Raw genomic sequence first — 14,400 nt, forward strand, 5'->3', positions numbered from 1 at the left:
GCGAACATCCACTCTTGAGTTGTCAAAGACCGGTGACTCACGAAGATCGATGGCTGGCTGAGGCAGGCGGCTTCCCAGACCGGTGAGCGACCGGCTCAGAGGTCGATGAGTTCCTGGCGTGGCTCCTCCCGCGGCGGTCCGGCACCTTGCCGGGCCGCCGCGCGGCGTATCAGGGACGTGCCCCCGGCCCCGGCCGCGAGTCCTACGGCCAGCCCGGGAACCGCCCACCAGACACTTCCCCGATCATGACCGGCCTCACCGACGGTGAGCCTCTGCGAGGTGGTCCCGCCCCCGGAGGTGCCGTCCGCGCCTGGCTGGGCACCGCTCGCCCCGTCGCCCAGCCCGCTGAGCACCTTCCGGCTGAGCACCTTCTCCCTCTCCAACTGCACGAACACCGAGCGCGGTGCCCGATGCCAGCGGATGTCGTCGTCCTGGACGGCGGGTGCTGGATCGGTCCGTATCCAGGGGGTGCCGTCGCCCGCCACGAACAGCTGGTCCTGTCGTTCGACGGCCACGTCCCCACCCGGTGCCCGGTCCGTCTGCGGCCAGCCTCCGACGCCTGTCAGCCCCCAGACCACGGTGATGGCCACGGGCGGGCAGCGGCCGTCGGTCCAGGCCTGCGGTCCGCGCTCGGTCCCCGTGTATGCGGGCCGCAGCAGGTGTCGCAGACGGGCGAAGGCGGGCTGTCCGGACCGCACCACCTCCGTCTGACCGGTGCCACCGGCGACGATCATCGCCACGTCGGGGACATCCGGACCCTGGGCCCGCACCCCCGACGCTGCCTCATCTTCGCCGGCCGAAGCCGAGGACGCACCGCACACCACCAGCCCGAGCGTCACGGTCAACGCCCCCGACAGCGCGCCCAGTTCACGAGACCTGCTCCTCAGTCCACGCATCTCTTCCCCCACCGGTCGATCCCCTGCGGCCCTCCCGCGAGCCGCGTGTCACTTCTGGTACACCGCCCGAGCCGCGGGGGTTCCCACCCTCCGCCGACTATTTCGAGGGCTTCCCGGACGGCTTCTCGAGGGAGTTCGCGATCCCCACCGCACGATCCTTCGACGCGACGCCCTCCAGCCGCAGCGTCACGTCCTCCCCGCCCGACCGACGGGTCCACAGCAGCGTCGGCCCGGCGGTCCGCTCCTCGCGTGTGAAACGGTTCCCGTCCGTGTCGACCAGCCAGAAACCCAGCAGATGCGGACGCGGGAACCACAGCGCGTAGTCCCGCACACCGCCGGCCGACGGGCTCCCACCCAGCGGGATCCACTCCGGCTGTTCCCGCAGGGTCTTGGTGAAAGCGGGGTCGAGCCGCTCGGGGAACTCGTCCAGCCGCACCGTACGGCCGCTCTCCCGCCAGCACAGGCTGACCAAGAAGCGGCCCCGCGGCTCGTCCGTCACCGCCACCGTGTCGGGAGCGCCGAGCCCGTCCGGCACCAGTGGCTCGAACCCGGCCCGGTGCCCGGCCTGGCCGAGCGACACCGACCTGCCGCAGCCGGGCACCTCGGCACCCGGCGAGGGCACGGCCGAGGGGTCGTAGCGCACCTCGACCCCGCCGAAGCCGAAGTCGAACCAGTCCATGACCGCAGCCCGCACCGGCGGCGTGAGCGCGAGGACCGTCAGCAGCCCACACAGCGTCACGCTCAGCGAGCGCCATCTCAGCCGCGCCCAGCGCCGCACCGCGCGCAGCCGCTCGCGCGGGCCCCGGGGCTCGGCCACCGGCACCGCGAGATGTTCGGCGAGTATCTGTCCCAGTACCCGCTCCACCATCGTCTCGGAGCCGAGGGAGCCGGCACCGTCGACCTCCGGCGCGTCCAGCGACCGGCCGAGCGCGCGCAGCTCGTCCGGCAGCCGGGAGGCGCCGCCTTCCTGCGTCCGCTCACGGGCACGCTCCTGCGGACCCCCACCAGAACCCGATCCCGGACCGCGGTCACCGCCACGCCCGCGGGGGTCCTGGCGACCCGTGCCGCCAGGACGGCCGCCCTCGCCGCCGTACGCGTCCCGTCCCTCACTCACTGCCGTCACCCCCTTCCCGAGGCTCGAAATCCGGCAGCAGCCGGCCCATCTTGCGCAGCGCGCGGTTCAGCCGGGACTTGACCGTGCCGCGCGGCCAGCCCAGGGCCTGGGCCGTCTCCGACTCGTCCATCTCCAGCAGAAAGCGGTAGGTGACGACCAGGCGGTGCTCCTCGCTCAGCTTCTCCAGAGCACACAGCAGCGCTGCCCGGCGCTCCGTCTCCAGCGTCGCCACCGCCGGGTCCGCCGAATCCGGTATCAGCGGCTCCGCCTCCGCGAACGCCGCCTCCCGGCCGGCGAGCGTGCGCTGCCGCGCCGCCGTGCGCACTGTGTTCCTCGTCTCATTGGCGACGATCGACAGCAGCCACGGCTTGAAGGCCGAGCCGTCCCGGAACCTGCCCAGCGCGCAGTACGCCTTCACGAAGGCCTGCTGCACCACGTCCTCCGCGTCCGCACCCGCCCCGAGCGCCGCGGCCGCCCTGAGCGCGATGCCCGTATGGGCCCGCACCAGCTCCGCGTACGCCTCCGGATCTCCGGCGCGCACGCGGGCGATCACCGCGGCCTCATCGACGATGCGGCCCCCCTCCCGCGTTCTCACACTCTTGTTACACCGCGGAAGACGGATCGGTTCCCATCTGTTTCCGACCAGTTCCGGATCGGGCCCCGACACCTGAGAGAATGGTGAACATGACCTCTGATCGACCCCGCGTGCTCTCCGGAATCCAGCCCACCGCAGGCTCGTTCCACCTCGGCAACTACCTCGGCGCCGTCCGTCAGTGGGTGGCCCTGCAGGAGACCCACGACGCGTTCTACATGGTCGTCGACCTGCACGCGATCACGATCCCGCAGGACCCCGCCGAGCTGCGGGCCAACACCCGGCTCGCCGCCGCCCAGCTCCTCGCGGCCGGTCTCGACCCCGAGCGCTGCACGCTGTTCGTCCAGAGCCATGTCCCCGAGCACGCCCAGCTCGCCTGGGTCATGAACTGCCTCACCGGCTTCGGCGAGGCGAGCCGTATGACCCAGTTCAAGGACAAGTCCGCCAAGCAGGGCGCCGACCGCGCGTCCGTCGGCCTGTTCACGTACCCGATCCTCCAGGTCGCCGACATCCTGCTCTACCAGGCCCACGAGGTCCCCGTCGGCGAGGACCAGCGCCAGCACGTCGAGCTGACCCGCGACCTCGCCACCCGCTTCAACGGCCGGTACGGCGACACCTTCACGATCCCGAAGCCGTACATCCTCAAGGAGACGGCGAAGATCTACGACCTGCAGGACCCGTCGATCAAGATGAGCAAGTCGGCGTCCACGCCGAAGGGCCTCATCAACCTCCTCGACGACCCGAAGGCCACCGCCAAGAAGGTCAAGAGCGCCGTCACCGACACCGACACCGTCATCCGCTACGACGCCGAGAACAAGCCGGGCGTCAGCAACCTGCTCACCATCTACTCGACCCTCACCGGCAAGTCGATCGCCGAGCTGGAGCAGGAGTACGAGGGCAAGATGTACGGCGCCCTCAAGACGGATCTCGCCGAGGTCATGGTCGAGTTCGTGACGCCCTTCAAGGAGCGCACCCAGCAGTACCTGGACGACTCGGAGACGCTGGACTCGATCCTGGCCAAGGGCGCGGAGAAGGCACGCGCCGTCGCGGCGGAGACGCTCTCCCAGGCGTACGACAAGGTCGGCTTCCTGCCCGCCAAGCACTGACGTACACCACTGAACACACGTACCACCGGCAGAGCGCTGCACATCACTACGGTTGCGCCTGCCCGCAACACAGCCGTGGCCGTAGAGTCGATAGCCGACGGCTGACAGACCAACCCGTCACGACGACAGGAGACGACGTGGGGACCGTAACGATCGGCGTGTCGATCGCGGTCCCGGAGCCACACGGCAGCCAGCTCCAGCAGCTGCGCGCGGGCTTCGGCGACGCCGCGGCTCACGGTATCCCCACGCATGTCACCCTGCTGCCGCCGACCGAGGTCGACGGCGCCGACCTGCCCGCCGTCGAGGCGCATCTGACCGAGGTCGCCGCGGCCGGCCGGCCCTTCCCGATGCGCCTCTGCGGCACCGGCACCTTCCGGCCCCTGTCGCCCGTCGTGTACGTCAGGGTCGCCGAAGGCGCCGAGGCCTGCAGCCGGCTGCAGAAGCAGGTCCGCGACGCCTCCGGCCCGGTGCCCCGCGAACTGGCGTTCCCGTACCACCCGCATGTGACCGTCGCGCACGGCATCGACGAGGAGTCGATGGACCGCGCCTTCGAGGAACTCGCCGACTACCAGGCCGACTGGCCCTGCACCGGTTTCGCCCTCTACGAGCAGGGCGCGGACGGCGTGTGGCGCAAGCTGCGGGAGTTCACCTTCGGAGGCACCGTGGTGCCCCCGCAGGTCGGCCATGTGGAGCGCGGCTCCCTGCCGACCCGCTAGCCGCGGGGCGGCCGCCCGCTAGAGGGGCAGCCGTCGGAACAGCGCGCGCGGGACGTGCCGCAGCGCCGACATCACCAGGCGCAGCGTGCCCGGTACCCACACCGTCTCCGAGCGCCGCCTGAGGCCGAGTTCGATCGCCGTCGCCACCGCCTCCGGGGTCGTCGCGAGCGGTGTCTCCGGAAGCCCGGCCGTCATCTTGCTCCGTACGAACCCGGGGCGCACGACCATGACGTGCACGCCGGTGCCGTACAGCGCGTCGCCCAGGCCCTGTGTGAACGCGTCCAGGCCCGCCTTGCTGGAGCCGTAGATGAAGTTGGCGCGGCGCGCCCGCTCACCGGCGACGGACGACAGCACCACCAGGGAACCGTGCCCCTGCGTCTGCAGCGCGCGTGCGCTCACCAGAGCCGCCGACACCGCGCCCGTGTAGTTGGTCTGCGCGACCCGTACCGCGGCGGCCGGGTCGCGCTCGTCGTGCGCCTGGTCGCCGAGGACCCCGAAGGCCAGCAGCACCAGGTCGATGTCGCCCTCGGCGAAGACCTTGCCGAGGACGGCCTCGTGGGAGTCGGGGTCGAGCGCGTCGAAGCCGACGGTGTGCACGTCGGCACCGACCGCGCGCAGTTGCTCGGCCGCCGTCTCCAGGGCGGGCGAGGGGCGCCCGGCGAGCCACACCACGCGTGTGCGGCGCGCGACCAGCCGGCGCGCGGTGGCGAGCGCGATCTCGGACGTACCGCCGAGGACGAGCAGGGACTGGGGGAGACCGAAGGCGTCCTTCACGACAGCAGCTCCTAGAGGGCGAGACGGCGGGACAGGTCCGACACGAAGACCCCGCGCGGGTCGGTCTCCGCGCGCAGGGCGCGGAAGTCGTCGAGGCGCGGGTACATCGCGGCGAGGAGTTCGGGGCGCAGCCGGGCGTCCTTGGCGAGGTAGACGCGTCCACCGGCCGCGGCGACCTCCTCGTCGAGCTGGTCCAGGAAGGCCCCGAGGCCGGGCAGCGACGCCGGGATGTCCAGGGCGAGCGTCCAGCCGGGCAGCGGGAAGGAGAGCCAGCCCGGGTCGGCCCGCCCGAAGCGCTTGAGGACGGCCAGGAAGGACGGGCAGCGGTGCTCGGAGATGCGCCGCACGATCCGCCGCAGGGCCTCCTCCCGGCCGTACCCGACGACGAACTGGTACTGCACGAAGCCGCCCCGGCCGTAGACGCGGTTCCAGTGCGGGACGCCGTCGAGGGGGTGGAAGAAGGAGGAGATCTTCTGCAGTTCGCCGGTACGCGCGTGCGGCGCCTTCCGGTACCAGAGCTCGTTGAAGAGCCCCACGGTCGTGCGGCTGAGCAGGCCCTCCGGGAGGAACGCGGGCGCCGCCGGGAACCGCGGGGTCAGGAACTCCAACGGCCGTCTGCGCGCGCGTGCCGGCAGTGCGTCCAGGGGTGCGTGGTCGCCACGGGTCAGTACCGCGCGCCCCCTCGCCGCGCCACGAGCCAGCAGGTCGATCCAGGCGACCGAGTAGCGGTAACGGTCGTCGGTCGCGGTCAGACGGGCCATCAGGTCGTCGAGGTCGGTCGCCCGCTCCGTGTCGACCGCCATCAAGGAGGTCTCCACCGGCAGCAGCCGTACGGTGGCGGTGAGGATCACGCCGGTCAGGCCCATACCGCCGGCGGTCGCGTCGAACAGCGGCGTGCCACGTCCCACGGTGCGGATCTCACCGTCGGCGGTGAGGAGTTCGAGGGAGAGGACGTGCCGCGAGAAGGAGCCGGAGACATGGTGGTTCTTGCCGTGGATGTCCGCGCCGATCGCGCCGCCGACGGTCACCTGTCGCGTACCGGGCGTCACCGGCACGAACCAGCCCAGCGGCAGCAGCACTTCCATCAGCCGGTGCAGGGAGACACCCGCGTCGCACAGGACGGTGCCGCCGTCGGCGTCGATCGCGTGGATCCGGTCGAGACCCGTCATGTCGAGCACGAACCCGCCGGCGTTCTGCGCCGCGTCCCCGTACGCCCGCCCCAGGCCCCTGGGGATGCCCCCGCGCTCCCCGCAGCCACGGACGGCGACCACGGCCTCCTCGTACGTCCGTGGACGGACCACACGGGCCGCGGTGGGCGCGGTGCGGCCCCATCCGGTCACGGTGGTGCGGGCGGGGGCGGTGCCGGGAACGGTGCTGGCAGGCATGTCGGCGACCGTATCGCCCTTATGTGAGCGATTGTTTTTGAAACATGACATCTCTCCCCGAAATGGGTGATTAATGGGATGTCGCTCAATATTGTCTTAGTTCCAGCGATGTCGGCATGAACAGTGGATCCACATGGACGACTTGGACGCCTTGGGCAGCCCCGACCGCCTGGACCATCTGGATCACCGCATTCTGTCCGCTTGTCGCGGGTACGGCACCGACCCGCGCGTCGCGGCCGCCGCGCGCACCCTCTCGTGGGCCGGTGAGCACGGTGCGTTGTGGCTCGCGGCGGGCCTCGCCTCGGCCGCCGTGAACGGCGCGCAACGCGGCGCCTGGTTGCGCGCGACGGCGCTCACCGCAGGCGCGCACGCCGCCAGCATGGTCGTGAAGAGGGTGGTGCGGCGCCCGCGCCCGGCGCATGCGAACCCCCTCGCGCGCACCCTCGGCCGACACTCCTTCCCCAGCTCCCACGCGACCTCCGCCACGGCCGCCGCCGTCGCCTACGGCGCGCTCGGCGCGTACGCGATTCCGCCCCTGGCCGCCGCGATGTGCGTCTCCCGCCTGGTCGTCGGCGTGCACTACCCGTCGGACGTGGCGGCGGGCGCGGCACTGGGGGCGCTCACGGCGCGCATCGGCTCGCGCTGGGTGAGAGGGGGCGCGCATGACTGAGGCAGCGCCCCTGTCGAGCGGCGCACACCCGCAGGACACGGCGCTTCTCGAGCAGCGCACGCCCCATCGGCCCGCCACTCCACCGCCTACCCCCGACCACACCCCTGGCCCGCGCCCTGGCCGTACTCCAGGCCACACCCCCGACCGCACTCCCGGCGCCCTCGTCCTCGGCCTGTTCAGAACCGCACGTCCCAGGCAGTGGATCAAGAACCTCCTGGTCGTCGCCGCGCCCGCGGCGGCCGGTGAGCTCTTCAGCCGGCACGCGGCCCTCCGACTCACCGTCGTCTTCGGCCTGTTCACCGCCTGCGCCGCCGCCGTCTACCTGATCAACGACGCCCGTGACGCCGAGGCCGACCGGGCCCACCCCACCAAGCGGCGCCGCCCGGTCGCGGCGGGCCAGGTCCCCGTGCCGGCCGCGTACGCAGTCGGGGGCGCACTCGGTGTGCTCGCGCCGGTGCTCGCGGCCTGGCTGGTGTCGCCGGTCGTCGCCGCGCTGCTGACGGCGTATCTCGGTATGCAACTGGCGTACTGCGTCAGCCTCAAGCACGTCCTGGTGGTGGACCTCGTGGTCGTCACGACCGGGTTCCTGATGCGGGCGACGGTCGGCGGGCTCGCGCTCGGCATCCCGCTGTCCCGCTGGTTCCTGATCACGACCGGCTTCGGAGCGCTGTTCATGGTGTCGGCCAAGCGCTACTCGGAAGCCGTGCAGATGGCCGGGAAACCGGGAGCCACGCGCGCGTTGCTCACCGAGTACACCACCGGCTACCTGCGCTTCGTCTGGCAGCTGGCGGCCGGCGTCGCCGTCCTCGGCTACTGCCTGTGGGCGCTGGAGGAGGGCGGTGTCCCGCACACCAGCGTGCTGCCCTGGCGCCAGCTGTCCATGGTGGCGTTCATCCTCGGCATCCTGCGGTACGCCGTCTTCGCCGACCGGGGCACCGCCGGCGAGCCCGAGGACGTCGTCCTGGGCGACCGAGCCCTCGCCCTCATCGGCTTGCTCTGGCTCGCGATGTACGGGCTGGCGGTGGCGAATTGGTAGACACCCGGCGCGAGGTCATCGGCGCGGGCGCCGCGTCCGGCGCGGGAATCGGCATACTGTTCGCCACTGTCCCGCGCTTTCGGGGTACTCGCACAGAGGTCTTCCGCACGGCATGGGTCTTCCGCAGGACATGGGCCTTCCACATCGCATGGCCCTTCCACATCGCATGGGTCTTCCGCACCGAGGGCAAGGTCGGAGCATGGACTGGCTGAAGAAGCTCCCCGTCATCGGGCCCCTGATGGCCCGGCTGATGGCCACGCACGCGTGGCGGTCGTTCGAGCGCCTGGACCGTGTGAAGTGGGCCCGGCTGGCCGCCGCGATGACGTTCACGAGTTTCGTCGCGCTGTTTCCGCTGCTCACCGTCGCCGCCGCGATCGCCGCGGCGACGCTCAGCAAGCAGCAGCAGAACGACCTCCAGGACAAGATCGCCGAGCAGGTGCCCGGCATCTCCGACCAGCTGAACATCGAGGGCCTGGTGCAGAACGCGGGCACCGTGGGCCTCATCGCCGGTGCCGTGCTGGTGTTCACCGGCATCGGCTGGGCCGGCTCGATGCGCGAGTGCCTCAGGGCCGTGTGGGAGCTGCCCGACGCGGAGGAGAACTTCCTTCTGCGCAAGGCCAAGGACCTCGGCATCCTGGTAGGCCTCGGCGGCGCCGTCCTCATCACCCTCGCCGCCTCCACCGTGGCCTCCGCGATGGTCGGCTGGATCACCAAGCAGCTCGGTGTCGAGAAGGGCGGCTGGGGCGGCTTCCTGCTCTACGTCGCCGCGTTCGCCGTCGCCGTGTTCGCCGACTTCCTGCTGCTCCTGTACGTCCTCACACTGCTGCCCGGCGTGGAACCGCCGCGCCGCCGCCTGGCCGTCGCCGCGCTGACCGGCGCGGTCGGCTTCGAGCTGCTGAAGACCCTGCTCAGCGGCTATATGCAGGGCGTGGCTGCGAAGAGCATGTACGGCGCTTTCGGCGTCCCCGTCGCCCTCCTGCTGTGGATCAACTTCACCTCGAAACTGGTCCTGTTCTGCGCCGCGTGGACGGCGACGCAGAGCCAGGAACAGGAGATCCGCGAGGAGGAACGCGAGGAGCGGGAAGGTGTCGTCCGCAAGGTCAGGGACGAGGACGCCGAGGTCGAGACCAAGGACCTCAAGGCCGAGGCCCTCAAGGCCAGGGTCAGGGACAAGGACGTCAAAGCCGAGGCCGCGGACAGAGACCTCAAGGCCACGACCAAGGTCACGACCAAGGCCAAGGCCACGACCACGGCCCCGGCCAGTGCGGAGGACGTCAAGGTCAGGGGCGAGAGCGGCGACGTACCAGATCAGGCAGCGGCCAGCGGCGGTTGACCAGGAACGCGGCGGCGGCGAGCAGCACCAGCACCCCGCCCGTGATCGCGAGCGCGATCCCCATGCCACCGGAGCGACCCTCGGTCGTGTGGCTCGCGAGCGGTGTGGCGGAGGTGTCCCCGGCCCCGCCCGCCTGGCCCGACGGGTTGGCACCCGGCTGGGCGCTCGCCTGGGTGGCGCTCCTGGGAGGCACCAGCTCACCCACCGCCCGCGCCTTCCCGGCCGCCTTGAAACCCCAGTCGAAGAGTTTCGCGGTCTCCTTGTAGACCTCGTTGTGCTCTTCCTTCTCCGGGTGCATGACGGTCACCAGCAGCACCCGGCCGTCGCGCTCGGCGACGCCGGTGAAGGTCGCGCCCGCGTTGGTGGTGTTGCCGTTCTTGACGCCCGCGATGCCCTGGTAGACGGAGATGTCGGAGTCGCCGGCCAGCAGCCGGTTGGTGTTCTGGATCTCGAAGGACTCGCGGGTCGTCTTGCCCTTCTTCTTCTTGGTCTCGCCCGGGAACTCGGCGCGGACCGTCGAGCAGTACTCGCGGAAGTCCTTCTTCTGCAGCCCGGAGCGGGCGAACAGGGTCAGGTCGTAGGCGGAGGAGACCTGCTTGGGGGCGTCGTAGCCGTCGGGGGTGACCACGTGCGTGTCGAGGGCCTGGAGCTCCTCGGCGTGCTGGTTCATCTCCTCGACGGTGTTGTCGACGCCGCCGTTCATCGCCGACAGGACGTGCACGGCGTCGTTGCCGGAGCGCAGGAAGACGCCCAGCCACAGGTCGCGGACGGTGTAGGTCTCGCCCTCCTTTATCCCGACCATGCTGGAGCCCGCACCCATGCCGGCCAGGTCGGTGGGCACCACCTTGTGCTTCTCGGTCCGCGGGAACTTCGGCAGCACCGTGTCCGCGAACAGCATCTTCATGGTGGACGCCGGGGGCAGCCGCCAGTGCGCGTTGTGCGCGGCGAGCACCTCGCCCGACTCGGCGTCGGCGACGATCCAGGAGCGCGCGGTGATGTCCTTGGGGAGCACCGGGGCGCCGCTGCCCAGGTCGACCTGTGTCCCGGCCAGCCCGAGGCGGGCGCCGCCGACACCGGACATCGTCGCCGGGGGAGTGGCCGACGGGCCGGCGGACGGGCTCGTGGACGGATCGGGGGCCGCGAGGGCGACGGGCGCGGTCAGCGCGAGCGACGTCAGGACGGCGGAGGTGACCAGCAGGGATCGCCTGGTGGTCTTCTTGCATGCGGGCACGGACGGAAACGTACATGCCACACGCCGTGAAGTCCCGCCGACCACCCCACCCCGGGGACGGAGCCGGAGGGACGGCGGTGATACTGGACGCATGAAGCTCAGCCGCCCCGTCTCCTGGTTCCTGCTCGCCTTCGGGGTGTGGAGCTGGGTCATCTGGGTCACTTTCGTCAAAAACCTTGTCAAGGACAGCAGCGGGCTCGCGTTCGACGACGGTCACCCGACGGCCTACTTCTGGGTGCACCTGACCCTGGCCGTCGTCTCGTTCGTATTGGGGACGGTCATCGGCGGCATCGGGTTGCGCGGACTGCGCGCATTGCGCCGTACTTCATAACCGGCCAAAAGGCAGCAGAACCGACAGCGAGGGTATACGGCACGGTGGTCATCGTCTTCGCGCTGCTCGCGCTCGGCGTTCTCGTGGGAGCCAACTGGTACGTGTGGCGGCGTCTGTTCCGCGACACGACCCGCCGCCCGGGCCCAGTGCGCCGCGTCGGCGCGGTGGTGATCGCGGGCGGCTGGGCCCTGGCGATCGGCGCGATCGTGACGGAGCGCGCCGGTGCCCCGTTCTGGCTCCAGCAGACACTGGCCTGGCCGGGCTTCCTGTGGCTGGCCCTGTCGATCTACCTGCTGCTGGCAGTGGTCGCGGGAGAGGCCGTACGGCCCCTGCTGCGGCGTGTGCTGGAGCGCCGGGCGCCCTCCACGGGAGCCGTAGGGAGCCAGGAGCCGGCACCCGCGTCCACGCCCGCTCCGGAGCTCTCGCCCGCCGTCGACTCTTCGGCCGGCCCGGGCCCCGCACCCGCGGCGGAGCCTCCAGCCGCCACGGAGCCCGCCCCGACCCCCGTCCCGGAGCCCACCCCCCTGCCGGAACCGGCCCCCACCCCCGATCCCTCCCGCCGTCTCTTCGTCTCCCGTGCCCTCGCCGGGGCCGCCGCGGCCGTCGCCGTCGGGACCGTCGGGTACGGCACCTACGGCGTGCTGCGCGGGCCACGTGTGAAACGGGTCACCGTCGCCCTGGACAAGCTGCCGAGGGCGGCGCACGGTTACCGGATCGCGGTCGTCAGCGACATCCACCTGGGCCCGATCCTGGGGCGCGCCTTCGCCCAGAAGGTCGTCGACACGATCAACTCCACTCAGCCGGACATCGTCGCGGTCGTCGGCGACCTGGTGGACGGCAGCGTGAAGGATCTGGGTCCGGCCGCGGCACCGCTGCGGCAGTTGGAGGCGCCCTCCTACTTCGTCACCGGCAACCACGAGTACTTCTCGGGTGCCGAGCAGTGGGTCGAGGAGGTACGGCGGCTCGGGCTGCGCCCGCTGGAGAACGCCCGTACCGAACTGCCTTACTTCGACCTGGCCGGAGTCAACGACATCGCGGGTGAGAGCGAGGGGCGGGGCCCCGACTTCGGCAGGGCGCTCGGCGACCGGGACACGGCACGCGCGTGCGTGCTCCTCGCCCATCAGCCCGTCCAGATCCACGAGGCGGTCAGGCACCACGTCGACCTCCAGCTGTCCGGCCACACCCACGGCGGCCAGCTCTGGCCGGGCAACTTCATCGCGGCGGCGGCCAACCCGACTCTGGCGGGCCTGGACCGCTACGGCGACACCCAGCTGTACGTCAGCCGGGGTGCCGGCGCCTGGGGCCCGCCCACGCGCGTGGGCGCGCCGTCGGACATCACGGTGATCGAACTCGCCTCCACGCGCGCGTGAGGCGTGGCGCGGAGCCTGCGGACCTGAGGGAGACCGTTCGCGGCGGATCCTGTGCGGACACTGTGAAACATGGCTGAAACTTGTTGCGGTAACGGCTTTCCAAACTCCCCAGATCCCTCTTCCCCGAGTTGAAACACCTGTGATTAGGTGAGCCGCGCCGCTAGGGGAGTGGCGTGTGTACTGGGGCCCGGGTGGGGCCTGGGGAGGGCAACCGATGCGTTCGGTTCGCATGCGGATTCTCGCGACGCTGCTCGTGCTGGCGGGCGTGGGAGTCGGCGGCTGGCAGCTGCTGCCGTCGCAGGGGAGCACCGGCAAGGCGATCACGGCGGGTACGACGGACGCTGTCACGTCGCTGGACCCGGCGGGCGCCTATGACGCGGGTTCGTGGGCGTTGTTCAGCAACGTCTTCCAGTCCCTGCTGACCTTCGAGGCGGGCGGCACCGCACCCGTGCCGGACGCGGCCGACAAGTGCGACTTCAGCGACAGCCATCTGACGACGTACCGCTGCACGCTGCGCAAGGGCATCTCCTTCCCCAGCGGCCGCGCGATGACCGCCGAGGACGTCAAGTTCTCCTTCGACCGGGTCAAGAAGATCAAGTCGGACGTCGGCCCGTCCTCGCTGTTCAGCACGCTCCGCTCCGTCGACGCGAGCGGGCTGACCGTCACCTTCCACCTGACCTCGCCCGACGCGACCTTCCCGTTCAAGGTGGCCACCGGCGCGGGCTCGATCGTCGACCGGGAGAAGTACCCGGCGAACGGCCTGCGCACCGACCTCGGCGTCGACGGCACGGGGCCGTACGAGCTGTCGTCGTACTCGAAGGGCAAGAAGGCGGTCCTCACCCCGAACTCGCACTACAAGGGCGCCATCGACAAGACCGGACGCCCCGTCGAGCTGCGCTACTACGCCGACGCGAACGCCCTGGACAAGGCGTGGACGGCGAAGGAGCTCGACGTCGCGAGCCGCCAGATGCCGCCCGAGGTGCTGTCCAAGCTCTCGCCGAGCGACCCCGACCAGCGGGTCTCCGAGTCCGACAGCTCCGAGACCCGCAACCTCTACCTCAACACCCGTACGGGCAAGCCGCTGCACGATGTGCAGGTCCGCAAGGCCATGGCCTGGCTGATCAACCGCGAACAGCTGGCCGCCACCGTCTACAAGGGGACCGTAGACCCGCTGTACTCGCTGATCCCGACCGGTATCACCGGCCACACCACCTCCTTCTTCGACGCCTACCCCGACCAGGACGTGAAGAAGGCGAAGGCCCTGCTGACCGCAGCGGGCGTGTCGCTGCCGGTCCACTTCACCTACGGTTACGGCAAGAGCAGCGGCTCCGCGACGGCCGAGGCGGCCGACCTCAAGAAGCAGCTGGAGAGCGGCGGACTGTTCAAGGTGACCCTCAAGGGTTACGAGTGGACCGACTTCCAGAAGCAGTGGGCGACCGGCAAGCTCGACGCGTACGCCGTCGGCTGGGTCGCCGACTACCCCGACGCGGACACCTTCGGCTCCCAGCTCATCGGCACCGGCGCGACCATGAACACCGGCTACAGCAACAAGGCCGTGGACTATCTGATCCAGGACAGCCAGCAGTTCGCCGACCGGGGCGACGCCTCCTCCGACTTCCAGACGCTCCAGCATGACATCGCCCGCGATGTGCCGGTGATCCCGCTCTGGCAGGGCAAGCAATACGTCCTCAGCAGCGAGGACGTCGGCGGCAGCCAGTATCTGGACGACGGCACGGGTGTCTACCGGCTGTGGAGCCTGAACTGGATCTGACGTGGAGCCCGCACGGGATCCGACGTGATCCCGCGGTCCTGACATTCGCCGCAGTGACGCCGGGTACTCACCCAA

At 70.9% G+C, this 14,400-nt stretch carries 13 protein-coding genes and 1 pseudogene; 8 read left to right on the plus strand and 6 right to left on the minus strand.

Annotated elements, in window-relative coordinates:
- Positions 1-95 precede the first annotated feature (95 nt).
- The 3 genes from ABZT17_RS02245 to ABZT17_RS02255 form a co-directional block, all read right to left on the minus strand.
- The gene (locus tag ABZT17_RS02245) at positions 96-896 is read right to left on the minus strand and encodes a hypothetical protein (RefSeq protein ID WP_356342578.1); all 801 of its coding nucleotides are present in this window, start codon (positions 894-896) and stop codon (positions 96-98) included.
- A 97-nt stretch (positions 897-993) separates the two neighbouring features.
- Complete coding sequence (locus ABZT17_RS02250) at positions 994-1,833, minus strand: hypothetical protein (protein ID WP_356342666.1); 840 nt, start codon at positions 1,831-1,833, stop codon at positions 994-996.
- 169 nt (positions 1,834-2,002) lie between these two features.
- Positions 2,003-2,563, minus strand: a complete 561-nt coding sequence (locus tag ABZT17_RS02255) for an RNA polymerase sigma factor (RefSeq protein WP_356342580.1) — start codon at positions 2,561-2,563, stop codon at positions 2,003-2,005.
- Between the two features lie 131 nt (positions 2,564-2,694).
- Between ABZT17_RS02255 and trpS the strand changes: the two genes are divergently transcribed.
- Together trpS and ABZT17_RS02265 are read left to right on the plus strand one after the other, a co-directional pair.
- The gene (gene trpS / locus ABZT17_RS02260; protein ID WP_356342583.1) at positions 2,695-3,708 is read left to right on the plus strand and encodes a tryptophan--tRNA ligase; all 1,014 of its coding nucleotides are present in this window, start codon (positions 2,695-2,697) and stop codon (positions 3,706-3,708) included.
- 137 nt (positions 3,709-3,845) lie between these two features.
- Positions 3,846-4,424 (plus strand): 2'-5' RNA ligase family protein, encoded by a 579-nt coding sequence (locus ABZT17_RS02265; protein ID WP_356342585.1) that lies wholly within the window; start codon positions 3,846-3,848, stop codon positions 4,422-4,424.
- Positions 4,425-4,442: 18 nt separating this feature from the next.
- Here ABZT17_RS02265 and ABZT17_RS02270 read toward each other — a convergent pair whose 3' ends face one another.
- A complete protein-coding gene (locus ABZT17_RS02270; protein ID WP_356342588.1) occupies positions 4,443-5,198 on the minus strand; it encodes a decaprenylphospho-beta-D-erythro-pentofuranosid-2-ulose 2-reductase in 756 nt (251 codons plus the stop codon).
- 11 nt (positions 5,199-5,209) lie between these two features.
- Positions 5,210-6,583, minus strand: coding sequence for an FAD-binding oxidoreductase (locus ABZT17_RS02275; protein WP_356342590.1), 1,374 nt, complete (start codon positions 6,581-6,583; stop codon positions 5,210-5,212).
- Between the two features lie 133 nt (positions 6,584-6,716).
- Between ABZT17_RS02275 and ABZT17_RS02280 the strand changes: the two genes are divergently transcribed.
- The 3 genes and pseudogenes from ABZT17_RS02280 to ABZT17_RS02290 all read left to right on the plus strand — a co-directional run.
- Positions 6,717-7,253, plus strand: a complete 537-nt coding sequence (locus tag ABZT17_RS02280) for a phosphatase PAP2 family protein (protein ID WP_356342593.1) — start codon at positions 6,717-6,719, stop codon at positions 7,251-7,253.
- Positions 7,246-8,289 carry a decaprenyl-phosphate phosphoribosyltransferase gene (locus ABZT17_RS02285; RefSeq protein WP_356342595.1) on the plus strand — a complete coding sequence of 348 codons (1,044 nt, stop codon included), beginning with the start codon at positions 7,246-7,248 and terminating at the stop codon, positions 8,287-8,289. The genes ABZT17_RS02280 and ABZT17_RS02285 overlap by 8 nt, the downstream gene beginning before the upstream one ends.
- Positions 8,290-8,488: 199 nt before the next feature.
- A pseudogene (locus ABZT17_RS02290) lies at positions 8,489-9,343 on the plus strand (YihY/virulence factor BrkB family protein); the annotation flags it as partial.
- A gap of 226 nt (positions 9,344-9,569) precedes the next feature.
- Here ABZT17_RS02290 and ABZT17_RS02295 read toward each other — a convergent pair.
- Entirely contained in the window at positions 9,570-10,853 is a 1,284-nt protein-coding gene (locus ABZT17_RS02295; protein WP_356342597.1) for a D-alanyl-D-alanine carboxypeptidase, read from the minus strand.
- A 91-nt stretch (positions 10,854-10,944) separates the two neighbouring features.
- Between ABZT17_RS02295 and ABZT17_RS02300 the strand changes: the two genes are divergently transcribed.
- The 3 genes from ABZT17_RS02300 (at position 10,945) to ABZT17_RS02310 (ending at position 14,325) form a co-directional block, all read left to right on the plus strand.
- On the plus strand, positions 10,945-11,184 hold the full coding sequence (locus tag ABZT17_RS02300; protein ID WP_200701776.1) for an SCO4848 family membrane protein: 240 nt from the start codon (positions 10,945-10,947) through the stop codon (positions 11,182-11,184).
- Between the two features lie 44 nt (positions 11,185-11,228).
- Entirely contained in the window at positions 11,229-12,554 is a 1,326-nt protein-coding gene (locus ABZT17_RS02305; protein WP_356342601.1) for a metallophosphoesterase, read from the plus strand.
- Between the two features lie 214 nt (positions 12,555-12,768).
- The gene (locus tag ABZT17_RS02310) at positions 12,769-14,325 is read left to right on the plus strand and encodes an ABC transporter substrate-binding protein (protein WP_356342603.1); all 1,557 of its coding nucleotides are present in this window, start codon (positions 12,769-12,771) and stop codon (positions 14,323-14,325) included.
- Positions 14,326-14,400: the final 75 nt, after the last annotated feature.

This window comes from Streptomyces sp. NPDC005648 (assembly GCF_040605395.1).
GTDB lineage: Bacteria > Actinomycetota > Actinomycetes > Streptomycetales > Streptomycetaceae > Streptomyces.

Excerpts from the sequence above, each read along its gene's own strand:
- ABZT17_RS02275 (WP_356342590.1), bottom strand. The coding sequence starts at position 6,583 with ATGCCTGCCAGCACCGTTCCCGGCACCGCCCCCGCCCGCACCACCGTG.
- ABZT17_RS02300 (WP_200701776.1), top strand. The coding sequence starts at position 10,945 with ATGAAGCTCAGCCGCCCCGTCTCCTGGTTCCTGCTCGCCTTCGGGGTG.
- ABZT17_RS02280 (WP_356342593.1), top strand. The coding sequence starts at position 6,717 with ATGGACGACTTGGACGCCTTGGGCAGCCCCGACCGCCTGGACCATCTG.
- ABZT17_RS02245 (WP_356342578.1), bottom strand. The coding sequence starts at position 896 with ATGCGTGGACTGAGGAGCAGGTCTCGTGAACTGGGCGCGCTGTCGGGG.
- ABZT17_RS02285 (WP_356342595.1), top strand. The coding sequence starts at position 7,246 with ATGACTGAGGCAGCGCCCCTGTCGAGCGGCGCACACCCGCAGGACACG.
- trpS (WP_356342583.1), top strand. The coding sequence starts at position 2,695 with ATGACCTCTGATCGACCCCGCGTGCTCTCCGGAATCCAGCCCACCGCA.
- ABZT17_RS02310 (WP_356342603.1), top strand. The coding sequence starts at position 12,769 with ATGCGTTCGGTTCGCATGCGGATTCTCGCGACGCTGCTCGTGCTGGCG.